The sequence below is a fragment of the Serratia sp. DFXYC6 genome, from assembly GCF_057196085.1.
In genome coordinates this window covers 1-9,376 of record NZ_JBXUNV010000010.1, presented here as the reverse complement: position 1 = coordinate 9,376, position 9,376 = coordinate 1, and the positions used below count along the sequence as shown (strand labels likewise).

Here is a 9,376-nt window from a genome sequence, read left to right as displayed (position 1 = left end):
CTTAAACCTCTTCCTTAGAACTGAAGGCCAGCTTCACGGGCAGCATCTGCCAGTGCCTGGACTCGACCATGATATTGGAAACCGGAACGGTCAAAGGATACTTTCGCAATCCCTTTTTCCAACGCGCGCTCAGCCAGAGCTTTACCTACGGCTGCTGCTGCGTCTTTGTTACCGGAATACTTCAGTTGCTCCGCGATAGCTTTTTCTAAAGTAGAAGCGGCTACCAGTACTTCAGAACCGTTTGGAGCAATCACCTGTGCGTAAATGTGACGCGGGGTACGATGTACCACCAGGCGGGTTGCACCCAGCTCTTGGAGCTTGCGGCGTGCGCGGGTCGCACGACGGATACGAGCAGATTTCTTATCCATAGTGTTACCTTACTTCTTCTTAGCCTCTTTGGTACGCACGACTTCGTCGGCGTAACGAACACCCTTGCCTTTGTAAGGCTCAGGACGACGGTAAGCGCGCAGATCTGCTGCTACCTGGCCAATTACCTGCTTATCAGCGCCTTTCAGCACGATTTCAGTTTGGCTTGGGCATTCAGCAGTGATACCTGCCGGCAGCTGGTGATCGATAGGGTGAGAGAAGCCCAGGGCCAAATTCACCACGTTGCCTTTAACGGCAGCACGATAACCAACACCTACCAGTTGAAGCTTCTTGGTGAAGCCTTCGGTAACACCAACAACCATTGCGTTCAGCAGAGCGCGCGTGGTACCCGCTTGGGCCCATGCGTTAGCAAAACCTTCGCGCGGAGCGAAAGTCAGTGCGTTAGCTTCTTGCTTCACTTCAACGGCGTCGTGGATAGTACGAGTCAACTCGCCGTTTTTACCCTTAATCGAAATAACCTGACCGTTGAGTTTTACCTCTACGCCGGCAGGAATGACGACGGGTGCTTTTGCAACACGAGACATTCTTTCCTCCCGAATTAAGCTACGTAGCAGATAATCTCGCCACCAAGACCAGCCTGGCGAGCTGCACGATCGGTCATAACACCTTTAGAGGTAGAAACAACAGCGATACCCAAACCGGCCATAACTTTTGGCAGCTCATCTTTTTTCTTGTAGATGCGCAGACCTGGACGGCTGATACGTTGAATGCTTTCTACCACAGCTTTGCCCTGGAAGTACTTCAGTACCAGTTCCAGAACAGGCTTGGCGTCGCCTTCGATTTTGAAATCTTCAATAAAACCTTCTTCCTTCAGCACGTTGGCAATTGCCACTTTCAGCTTGGAGGAAGGCATGGTGACCGCAACTTTGTTCGCGGCTTGACCGTTACGGATACGGGTCAGCATATCCGCGATCGGATCTTGCATGCTCATCTGTCTTTACTCCCGTGATTCAATTGGTAATTACCAGCTAGCCTTTTTCAAGCCTGGTACTTCACCGCGCATAGCGGCTTCACGAAGCTTAATACGGCTCAACCCGAATTTGCCCACATAACCATGTGGACGGCCAGTTTGGCGGCAGCGTTTACGCTGACGAGACGGGCTGGAATCACGCGGCAGAGTTTGCAGCTTGAGAACGGCATTCCAACGATCTTCATCGGATGCGTTCACATCAGAGATAATAGCTTTCAGTTCAGCGCGTTTTGCAAAGAACTTGTCAGCTAATTTCACGCGCTTGACTTCGCGTGCTTTCATTGATTGCTTAGCCATCAGTAACCCTGCCTTACTTGCGGAACGGGAAGTTAAAAGCAGCCAGCAGCGCGCGGCCTTCATCATCAGATTTCGCAGTAGTGGTAATGGTAATATCCAAACCACGAACGCGATCGACTTTGTCGTAGTCGATTTCTGGGAAGATGATTTGCTCACGCACGCCCATGCTGTAGTTGCCACGGCCATCGAATGACTTGGCGGACAGGCCACGGAAGTCACGGATACGTGGAACAGCAATGGAGATCAGACGCTCAAAGAACTCCCACATGCGTTCGCCACGCAGAGTTACTTTACAGCCGATCGGATAGCCCTGACGGATTTTGAAGCCTGCAACAGATTTGCGGGCTTTGGTGATCAACGGTTTTTGACCGGAGATGGCTGCCAGGTCCGCTGCGGCGTTATCCAGCAGTTTCTTGTCAGCAATCGCTTCACCAACACCCATGTTCAGGGTGATCTTCTCGACCCGAGGGACTTGCATGACAGAGTTGTAATCAAACTGAGACATCAGTTGTTTGACTACCTCGTCTTTGTAGTAATCATGCAGTTTCGCCATCGTATTACTCCAAATTACTTGATAGTTTCGCTGTTAGACTTGAAGAAACGGACTTTTTTGCCGTCTTCGAATCTAAAGCCTACACGGTCAGCCTTGCCGGTAGCCGCGTTGAAGATAGCAATGTTAGAAACCTGAATTGCAGCTTCTTTCTCAACAATGCCGCCTGGTTGGTTCAGAGCCGGAACCGGCTTCTGGTGTTTCTTAACCAGGTTGATGCCTTCAACAATGACCTTGCCAGCAGACAGGACATTTTTTACTTTACCGCGCTTACCTTTGTCTTTCCCGGTAATCACGATAACTTCGTCATCACGACGGATCTTCGCTGCCATGTTCGCTCCTTAGAGTACTTCTGGTGCCAGAGAGATAATTTTCATGAACTTCTCATTACGCAGTTCACGAGTTACCGGCCCAAAAATACGCGTACCGATTGGCTGCTCGCTGTTATTGTTCAAAATAACGCATGCATTGCCATCGAAGCGAATGACAGAACCGTCCGGGCGACGTACACCCTTCTTGGTGCGCACCACTACCGCCTTCAGAACATCGCCTTTCTTCACCTTACCGCGAGGAATTGCTTCCTTGATGGTAATTTTGATGATGTCGCCGACGCCTGCGTAGCGACGGTGCGAGCCACCTAGAACCTTGATACACATTACGCGACGTGCACCGGAGTTGTCGGCGACGTTCAGCATAGTCTGTTCTTGGATCATTTTAGTGCTCCGCTAATGTCAACTACTACTTTAAAGACCCAAGTAAAAATTAGGCCGTTGAAAAGCCCCATAACCGAGGGCGCAGCATTATAACACCGCTTACTTGGTATGGGTAGAAAAAATAAACGGCTCATTTTCTGAGCCGTTTATTAAGTGAGAGCCAGCTACTCTATTACAGAATCGCTTTCTCTACAACGCGAACCAACGTCCAGGACTTGGTCTTGGACAGTGGGCGGCATTCGCGGATTTCCACCACGTCGCCGGTACCACATTCGTTGTTCTCGTCATGTACGTGCAGCTTGGTCGTACGTTTGATGAATTTCCCGTAGATTGGGTGCTTCACAGTACGCTCGATAGCAACAACGATGGATTTCTCCATTTTATCGCTAACAACACGACCCTGCAGGGTACGGATAACTTCAGTCATTTACACACCCGCCTTTTGAGTCAGTAAAGTCTTAACGCGTGCGACGTCACGACGCACTTGTTTCAACAGGTGAGTTTGTTGCAGCTGGCCACTGGCCGCCTGCATGCGCAAGTTGAATTGCTCACGCAGCAGGTTGAGCAGCTCGGCATTCAGCTCTTCAACGCTTTTTTCACGCAGCTCTTGTGCTTTCATTACATCACCGTCTTAGTTACAAAGGTGGTTTTGATCGGCAGTTTCGCTGCTGCCAGTTTGAATGCCTCGCGGGCAACCTCTTCTGGCACGCCGTCCATTTCGTACAGGACCTTACCAGGCTGGATCAGGGCAACCCAATACTCCACGTTACCCTTACCTTTACCCATACGCACTTCCAGCGGCTTCTCGGTGATCGGTTTGTCCGGGAATACACGGATCCAGATCTTGCCTTGACGCTTAACTGCACGAGTCATTGCACGACGAGCTGCTTCGATTTGACGAGCAGTCAGACGGCCACGGCCAACAGCTTTCAGACCGAAAGTGCCGAAGCTAACATCCGTACCTTGCGCCAGACCACGGTTGCGGCCCTTGTGCACCTTACGGAATTTTGTACGCTTTGGTTGTAACATCAGCGACTCTCCTTACTTGCGGCCTTTACGCTGCTGCTTTTTAGGTTGAGCAGCCGGTTCCGGTTGTTCAACTGCAGCCATACCACCCAGGATCTCACCTTTGAAGATCCATACCTTAACGCCGATTACACCATAAGTGGTGTGCGCTTCAGATGTGTTGTAGTCGATGTCCGCACGCAGAGTGTGCAATGGAACACGACCTTCGCGGTACCATTCGGTACGTGCGATTTCAGCGCCGCCAAGACGGCCGCTTACTTCAACTTTGATACCTTTAGCGCCAAGACGCATTGCGTTCTGTACTGCACGCTTCATAGCACGACGGAACATAACGCGACGTTCCAGCTGAGAAGTGATGCTGTCAGCAACCAATTTAGCGTCGAGTTCCGGTTTACGGACTTCGGCGATGTTGATCTGTGCAGGAACGCCAGCGATGTCCGCTACGACCTTGCGCAGTTTTTCGACGTCTTCACCTTTCTTGCCGATAACGATGCCTGGGCGAGCAGTGTGAATGGTCACACGGATGCTCTTCGCAGGACGCTCGATAACGATGCGAGAAACGGAAGCTTTCGACAGTTCCTTAGTCAGGAATTGACGAACTTTAAAGTCGCTGTCCAGGTTGTCAGCGAATTCTTTGGTATTCGCATACCAAGTAGAGTTCCAAGGTTTGACAATACCCAGGCGAATACCATTAGGATGTACTTTCTGACCCATTGCTAGTCTCCAGAGTCTCAGCGATCGGACACAACCACAGTAATGTGGCTGGTGCGCTTCAGGATGCGATCTGCACGACCTTTTGCACGCGGCATAATGCGCTTCATGCTTGGGCCTTCGTCTACGAAGATTTTCGTAACTTTCAGATCATCGATGTCAGCGCCATCGTTGTGTTCTGCGTTAGCAATGGCAGACTCCAGCACTTTCTTAACCAGACCAGCAGCTTTCTTGTTGGTGTAGGTCAGAGTTTCCAGAGCTTGCGACACTTTCTTACCGCGAATCAGGTCAGCAACAAGGCGAACCTTCTGAGCAGAAGAACGAGCGTGGCGATGTTTAGCGATAGTTTCCATCTCTTCCTCCTACCTTAGCGCTTTTTAGCTTTTTTATCAGCCGCATGGCCGCGATAAGTACGAGTCGGCGCGAATTCACCCAGTTTGTGACCGACCATTTCATCGGAAACGAACACTGGTACGTGCTGACGACCATTATGGACAGCGATGGTCAAACCGATCATGTTAGGAAAGATCGTTGAACGACGGGACCAAGTGCGCAAAGGCTTCTTGTCACCGCTTTCCACCGCTTTCTCTACCTTCTTCAGCAAGTGCAGGTCAATAAAAGGACCTTTCTTGAGAGAACGTGGCATGGCTTATCCTCTAATTATTTTTTGCTACGGCGACGTACGATGAACTTATCAGTACGCTTGTTGCTACGGGTCTTCTTACCTTTGGTCTGAACGCCCCACGGAGTTACCGGGTGCTTACCAAAGTTACGACCTTCACCACCACCGTGCGGGTGATCTACCGGGTTCATCGCCGTACCGCGAACGGTAGGACGAACACCACGCCAACGTGCAGCACCTGCTTTACCCAGAACGCGAAGCATGTGTTCAGCGTTACCGACTTCACCCAGGGTGGCGCGGCAATCAGCTGGAACTTTACGCATTTCGCCGGAGCGCAGACGCAGAGTTACGTAGGAACCATCACGAGCAACGATCTGAACGTAGGCACCAGCGGAGCGAGCCATCTGGCCGCCTTTACCTGGTTTCATTTCTACGTTGTGAACCGTTGAACCAACTGGAATGTTGCGCATCGGCAGGGTGTTACCCGCTTTGATTGCAGCATCAACGCCAGATTGAATCTGGTCACCAGCTTTCAGGCCTTTCGGCGCCAGGATGTAACGGCGTTCGCCGTCTTTGTACAGAACCAGCGCGATGTTCGCGGAACGGTTCGGATCGTACTCCAGACGCTCAACCACAGCAGGGATACCGTCTTTGTTGCGCTTGAAGTCAACCAGACGATAATGTTGCTTGTGGCCACCACCGATATGACGGGTGGTGATACGGCCATTGTTGTTACGACCACCGCTTTTGCTCAGTTTTTCCAGCAGCGGGGCATAAGGTTTACCCTTGTGCAGCTCAGGGTTAACCACTTTAACAACGTGGCGACGACCCGGAGATGTAGGTTTACATTTAACAATTGCCATTGTTCTTACTCCTCCGACTTACTCTGCGCCGCCGATGAAGTCCAGATTCTGGCCTTCTTTCAGGGTGACGTAAGCTTTTTTCCAGTCGCTACGACGACCAACACGCTGACCGTGACGCTTCACTTTCCCTTTAACTACCAGGGTGTTCACGTCTTTGACTTCGACTTCAAACAGTTTCTGCACTGCAGCTTTGATTTCTGCTTTGGTCGCGTCTTTGGCAACTTTGAGAACGATGGTGTTGCTTTTTTCCATCGCAGCGGATGCTTTTTCAGATACGTGCGGTGCACGCAGCACTTTCAGCAAACGTTCTTCACGGATCATGCCAGCATCTCCTCAACTTGCTTCACAGCATCAGCAGTCATAACCACTTTGTCGAAGGCGATCAGGCTAACCGGATCGATACCTGCTACATCGCGCACGTCAACCTTGTACAGGTTGCGAGCTGCCAGGAACAGATTCTCATCCAGTTCACCGGTCACGATCAGCACGTCTTCCAGAGCCATATCTTTCAGTTTCTGTGCCAGCAGCTTAGTTTTAGGCGCTTCTACAGAGAACTTCTCGACAACGATCAGACGATCTTGACGTACCAGTTCGGACAGGATGCTTTTCAGCGCGCCGCGGTACATCTTTTTGTTTACTTTCTGACTGTGGTCCTGTGGCTTAGCAGCAAAGGTCACGCCGCCTGAACGCCAGATCGGGCTCTTTACAGAACCTGAACGCGCACGGCCGGTGCCTTTCTGACGCCATGGCTTTTTGCCGGAACCAGTTACTTCAGCACGGGTCTTCTGAGCACGAGTACCTTGACGGGCACCTGCTGCATAAGCAACAACAACCTGGTGTACCAGCGCTTCGTTGAAATCACGACCGAAGGTAGTTTCGGAAACAGTCAGCGCGCTTTGCGCGTCTTTCAATACTAATTCCATTGCTATCCCCTTACGCCTTCACAGCTGGTTTAACGATCAGGTTGCCACCGGTTGCGCCCGGTACAGCACCCTTAACCAGCAGCAGGTTGCGCTCAGCGTCAACACGTACTACGTCCAGGCTTTGAACGGTTACGCGCTCATCACCCAGGTGGCCAGCCATTTTCTTGCCTTTGAACACTTTGCCCGGAGTCTGGTTCTGACCGATAGAACCCGGAACGCGGTGAGACAAGGAGTTACCGTGGGTAGCGTCTTGGGTACGGAAGTTCCAGCGCTTAACAGTGCCAGCAAAACCTTTACCTTTAGAAGTACCGGTAACATCGACTTTTTTAACGTCAGCGAAGATTTCTACGCTAATTTCCTGACCTGCAGCGAATTCTTGACCTTCTTCCAGGCGGAATTCCCACAGACCACGGCCAGCTTCAACGCCAGCTTTAGCGAAATGGCCCGCTTCCGGCTTGGTTACACGGTTAGCTTTTTTGCTACCAGTGGTAACCTGAACGGCACGGTAACCGTCGGTGTCCAGGCTTTTAACCTGAGTCACGCGGTTCGCTTCAATTTCAATTACGGTTACTGGGATAGAAACGCCATCTTCAGTGAAGATACGGGTCATACCCACTTTTTTACCGACTAAACCAATCATTGTTTCAACCTCTCAATCGCTCAATGACCTGATTAACCCAGGCTGATCTGCACGTCTACACCGGCAGCCAGATCCAGACGCATCAGAGCATCAACGGTTTTCTCGGTTGGCTCAACGATGTCAACCAGACGCTTGTGAGTGCGAATCTCGTACTGATCGCGCGCGTCTTTGTTGACGTGCGGAGAGATCAGAACGGTAAAGCGCTCTTTGCGAGTTGGCAGCGGGATCGGACCACGGACTTGCGCACCAGTGCGCTTTGCAGTCTCGACGATTTCCGCGGTTGATTGATCGATCAGACGATGATCAAACGCTTTCAGGCGGATACGGATTCTTTGGTTCTGCATGAGACCAGAGCTCCAATTATTTATAAACGTAAATAATTACTCCTCACACCCATTTCGATTGATGGGGGAGTGTAATCGTCAACATATAACCCCCATATCGGGAGTATTGTTCGAAAGGCAAAAAAGGCCTGCCAATCGACTGATTCGCTAAAATCAGGCTTACCAAGATTAGGTAAGCCCGCGCATTATACGCAAAATGGCCCAGGAAGCAAGCCGCAGTTGGAAATATGCTCAGGAAATCGTCATTTTTGCGCGTTCAGCGACGATCACGGGATGAAGGTGGCGATCAAGGTATGAATTATGCTTAGCGGGCAGCTCCCCTGCCCCGCCGTAAAAACGGTCGCCGGCAGGAGAGGCGATGACGAACGGAAGGCAGGCTTACTCTTTGCGTTCTAAAATCTGGGCCTGGGCATAGTTTTGAATGCCGAGGCGAGCAATCAGATCCAGCTCGGTTTCCAGCCAGTCGATATGCTCTTCTTCATCGGCCAGAATGTCGATCATCAAATCACGGCTGACATAATCGTGAATCGAGTCGGCGTAGGCGATACCTTCGCGCAGATTCTTGGCGCCCGCCAATTCCAGCGCCAGATCGGAACGCAGCATCTCTTCAATGTCTTCGCCGATGTTCAGCTTACCGAGGTCCTGCAGATTAGGTATTCCTTCCAGGAACAGGATACGCTCGATGTAGCGATCGGCATGTTTCATTTCGTCGATCGACTCGTGGTATTCCTTATCGTTGAGGCGCATTAAGCCCCAATTCTTGAACATGCGGGCGTGCAGGAAATATTGATTGATGGCAACCAGCTCGTTGCCGAGCAGCTTGTTGAGGTGAGCAATGATCTTTTTATCGCCTTTCATAGGTAACTCCTCCTGGCCAGTTCTAAAAGTGTAGAACCTGTAAGCCAAGAGTCAAAAATAACCTTACCCTTTGTTAGGCAACTTCATGCATTGGGATGATAGTTCCGCGTTCCTCCACCATAATCTGTCTTGCCTGACGAATGCACTTTCCACAATCGGTACCAATCGGCACAAGTTCACGCAGCTGCTTCATGGTATGGGGGTTGTGCTGACGCACCGCATTACGGATCGCTTTGTCAGTCACCGCATTACACAGACATACATACATAGAGAGACTCACTTCTTAACCAATGCATTGAGTCTAAATAGGAATGGTTTTTATTTCAATTAAGATTTATACAAATTGCATAAAAAAAGGGCACCGAAGTGCCCTTTTTTGTGTCGAAAAATTATTCGCGATTAAGCGATAACTTTAGCAACAACACCAGCGCCTACAGTACGGCCGCCTTCACGGATTGCGAAACGCAGACCG

21 protein-coding genes are annotated in these 9,376 nt (G+C 50.7%); all 21 read right to left on the bottom strand.

Annotation, left to right across the window (positions count from 1 at the left end; all coding sequences use genetic code 11):
• Positions 1–14: 14 nt before the first annotated feature.
• Positions 15–368: a 50S ribosomal protein L18 gene (gene rplR, locus AC2CGQ_RS24535; protein WP_004929748.1), complete on the bottom strand. Its 354-nt coding sequence runs from the start codon at positions 366–368 to the stop codon at positions 15–17.
• A 9-nt stretch (positions 369–377) separates the two neighbouring features.
• Complete coding sequence (gene rplF, locus AC2CGQ_RS24530; protein ID WP_004929751.1) at positions 378–911, bottom strand: 50S ribosomal protein L6; 534 nt, start codon at positions 909–911, stop codon at positions 378–380.
• A gap of 14 nt (positions 912–925) precedes the next feature.
• Positions 926–1,318, bottom strand: a complete 393-nt coding sequence (rpsH, locus tag AC2CGQ_RS24525; protein WP_004929753.1) for a 30S ribosomal protein S8 — start codon at positions 1,316–1,318, stop codon at positions 926–928.
• Positions 1,319–1,348: 30 nt separating this feature from the next.
• On the bottom strand, positions 1,349–1,654 hold the full coding sequence (gene rpsN, locus AC2CGQ_RS24520) for a 30S ribosomal protein S14 (RefSeq protein ID WP_004929754.1): 306 nt from the start codon (positions 1,652–1,654) through the stop codon (positions 1,349–1,351).
• Positions 1,655–1,667: 13 nt separating this feature from the next.
• On the bottom strand, positions 1,668–2,207 hold the full coding sequence (gene rplE / locus AC2CGQ_RS24515) for a 50S ribosomal protein L5 (RefSeq protein WP_004929756.1): 540 nt from the start codon (positions 2,205–2,207) through the stop codon (positions 1,668–1,670).
• Between the two features lie 14 nt (positions 2,208–2,221).
• Entirely contained in the window at positions 2,222–2,536 is a 315-nt protein-coding gene (gene rplX / locus AC2CGQ_RS24510; RefSeq protein WP_004929758.1) for a 50S ribosomal protein L24, read from the bottom strand.
• Positions 2,537–2,545: 9 nt separating this feature from the next.
• Positions 2,546–2,917, bottom strand: coding sequence for a 50S ribosomal protein L14 (gene rplN, locus AC2CGQ_RS24505; protein WP_000613954.1), 372 nt, complete (start codon positions 2,915–2,917; stop codon positions 2,546–2,548).
• 172 nt (positions 2,918–3,089) lie between these two features.
• Complete coding sequence (gene rpsQ / locus AC2CGQ_RS24500; RefSeq protein WP_004929760.1) at positions 3,090–3,344, bottom strand: 30S ribosomal protein S17; 255 nt, start codon at positions 3,342–3,344, stop codon at positions 3,090–3,092.
• Complete coding sequence (rpmC, locus tag AC2CGQ_RS24495; protein WP_004929762.1) at positions 3,345–3,536, bottom strand: 50S ribosomal protein L29; 192 nt, start codon at positions 3,534–3,536, stop codon at positions 3,345–3,347. It lies immediately after the preceding gene.
• Positions 3,536–3,946, bottom strand: a complete 411-nt coding sequence (rplP, locus tag AC2CGQ_RS24490; protein ID WP_004929764.1) for a 50S ribosomal protein L16 — start codon at positions 3,944–3,946, stop codon at positions 3,536–3,538. Before rplP ends, rpmC begins: the two co-directional genes overlap by 1 nt.
• Positions 3,947–3,958: 12 nt before the next feature.
• Entirely contained in the window at positions 3,959–4,657 is a 699-nt protein-coding gene (gene rpsC / locus AC2CGQ_RS24485; protein ID WP_004929766.1) for a 30S ribosomal protein S3, read from the bottom strand.
• A 17-nt stretch (positions 4,658–4,674) separates the two neighbouring features.
• Positions 4,675–5,007: a 50S ribosomal protein L22 gene (gene rplV / locus AC2CGQ_RS24480; RefSeq protein ID WP_002223844.1), complete on the bottom strand. Its 333-nt coding sequence runs from the start codon at positions 5,005–5,007 to the stop codon at positions 4,675–4,677.
• 14 nt (positions 5,008–5,021) lie between these two features.
• Positions 5,022–5,300: a 30S ribosomal protein S19 gene (gene rpsS / locus AC2CGQ_RS24475; RefSeq protein WP_004929772.1), complete on the bottom strand. Its 279-nt coding sequence runs from the start codon at positions 5,298–5,300 to the stop codon at positions 5,022–5,024.
• A 14-nt stretch (positions 5,301–5,314) separates the two neighbouring features.
• Entirely contained in the window at positions 5,315–6,139 is an 825-nt protein-coding gene (gene rplB / locus AC2CGQ_RS24470) for a 50S ribosomal protein L2 (protein ID WP_004929775.1), read from the bottom strand.
• 18 nt (positions 6,140–6,157) lie between these two features.
• Positions 6,158–6,460 carry a 50S ribosomal protein L23 gene (gene rplW / locus AC2CGQ_RS24465; protein ID WP_004929776.1) on the bottom strand — a complete coding sequence of 101 codons (303 nt, stop codon included), beginning with the start codon at positions 6,458–6,460 and terminating at the stop codon, positions 6,158–6,160.
• Positions 6,457–7,062 carry a 50S ribosomal protein L4 gene (gene rplD / locus AC2CGQ_RS24460; protein WP_004929779.1) on the bottom strand — a complete coding sequence of 202 codons (606 nt, stop codon included), beginning with the start codon at positions 7,060–7,062 and terminating at the stop codon, positions 6,457–6,459. The genes rplW and rplD overlap by 4 nt, the downstream gene beginning before the upstream one ends.
• 10 nt (positions 7,063–7,072) lie before the next feature.
• Positions 7,073–7,702, bottom strand: a complete 630-nt coding sequence (gene rplC, locus AC2CGQ_RS24455; protein WP_015379265.1) for a 50S ribosomal protein L3 — start codon at positions 7,700–7,702, stop codon at positions 7,073–7,075.
• Between the two features lie 32 nt (positions 7,703–7,734).
• Positions 7,735–8,046 carry a 30S ribosomal protein S10 gene (gene rpsJ / locus AC2CGQ_RS24450; RefSeq protein WP_001181005.1) on the bottom strand — a complete coding sequence of 104 codons (312 nt, stop codon included), beginning with the start codon at positions 8,044–8,046 and terminating at the stop codon, positions 7,735–7,737.
• Between the two features lie 378 nt (positions 8,047–8,424).
• Positions 8,425–8,904, bottom strand: a complete 480-nt coding sequence (gene bfr, locus AC2CGQ_RS24445) for a bacterioferritin (protein ID WP_004929784.1) — start codon at positions 8,902–8,904, stop codon at positions 8,425–8,427.
• Positions 8,905–8,977: 73 nt separating this feature from the next.
• Complete coding sequence (gene bfd, locus AC2CGQ_RS24440) at positions 8,978–9,172, bottom strand: bacterioferritin-associated ferredoxin (RefSeq protein ID WP_015379266.1); 195 nt, start codon at positions 9,170–9,172, stop codon at positions 8,978–8,980.
• A gap of 131 nt (positions 9,173–9,303) precedes the next feature.
• Positions 9,304–9,376 (bottom strand): EF-Tu C-terminal domain-related protein (locus tag AC2CGQ_RS24435; RefSeq protein WP_131818057.1); only part of this gene is annotated, 73 nt, incomplete at its 5' end.

Bases quoted from the DNA above. Each gene is read 5' to 3' on its own strand.
- rplR (WP_004929748.1), bottom strand. From the start codon at position 368: ATGGATAAGAAATCTGCTCGTATCCGTCGTGCGACCCGCGCACGCCGC.
- rplF (WP_004929751.1), bottom strand. From the start codon at position 911: ATGTCTCGTGTTGCAAAAGCACCCGTCGTCATTCCTGCCGGCGTAGAG.
- rpsH (WP_004929753.1), bottom strand. From the start codon at position 1,318: ATGAGCATGCAAGATCCGATCGCGGATATGCTGACCCGTATCCGTAAC.
- rpsN (WP_004929754.1), bottom strand. From the start codon at position 1,654: ATGGCTAAGCAATCAATGAAAGCACGCGAAGTCAAGCGCGTGAAATTA.
- rplE (WP_004929756.1), bottom strand. From the start codon at position 2,207: ATGGCGAAACTGCATGATTACTACAAAGACGAGGTAGTCAAACAACTG.
- rplX (WP_004929758.1), bottom strand. From the start codon at position 2,536: ATGGCAGCGAAGATCCGTCGTGATGACGAAGTTATCGTGATTACCGGG.
- rplN (WP_000613954.1), bottom strand. From the start codon at position 2,917: ATGATCCAAGAACAGACTATGCTGAACGTCGCCGACAACTCCGGTGCA.
- rpsQ (WP_004929760.1), bottom strand. From the start codon at position 3,344: ATGACTGAAGTTATCCGTACCCTGCAGGGTCGTGTTGTTAGCGATAAA.
- rpmC (WP_004929762.1), bottom strand. From the start codon at position 3,536: ATGAAAGCACAAGAGCTGCGTGAAAAAAGCGTTGAAGAGCTGAATGCC.
- rplP (WP_004929764.1), bottom strand. From the start codon at position 3,946: ATGTTACAACCAAAGCGTACAAAATTCCGTAAGGTGCACAAGGGCCGC.
- rpsC (WP_004929766.1), bottom strand. From the start codon at position 4,657: ATGGGTCAGAAAGTACATCCTAATGGTATTCGCCTGGGTATTGTCAAA.
- rplV (WP_002223844.1), bottom strand. From the start codon at position 5,007: ATGGAAACTATCGCTAAACATCGCCACGCTCGTTCTTCTGCTCAGAAG.
- rpsS (WP_004929772.1), bottom strand. From the start codon at position 5,300: ATGCCACGTTCTCTCAAGAAAGGTCCTTTTATTGACCTGCACTTGCTG.
- rplB (WP_004929775.1), bottom strand. From the start codon at position 6,139: ATGGCAATTGTTAAATGTAAACCTACATCTCCGGGTCGTCGCCACGTT.
- rplW (WP_004929776.1), bottom strand. From the start codon at position 6,460: ATGATCCGTGAAGAACGTTTGCTGAAAGTGCTGCGTGCACCGCACGTA.
- rplD (WP_004929779.1), bottom strand. From the start codon at position 7,062: ATGGAATTAGTATTGAAAGACGCGCAAAGCGCGCTGACTGTTTCCGAA.
- rplC (WP_015379265.1), bottom strand. From the start codon at position 7,702: ATGATTGGTTTAGTCGGTAAAAAAGTGGGTATGACCCGTATCTTCACT.
- rpsJ (WP_001181005.1), bottom strand. From the start codon at position 8,046: ATGCAGAACCAAAGAATCCGTATCCGCCTGAAAGCGTTTGATCATCGT.
- bfr (WP_004929784.1), bottom strand. From the start codon at position 8,904: ATGAAAGGCGATAAAAAGATCATTGCTCACCTCAACAAGCTGCTCGGC.
- bfd (WP_015379266.1), bottom strand. From the start codon at position 9,172: ATGTATGTATGTCTGTGTAATGCGGTGACTGACAAAGCGATCCGTAAT.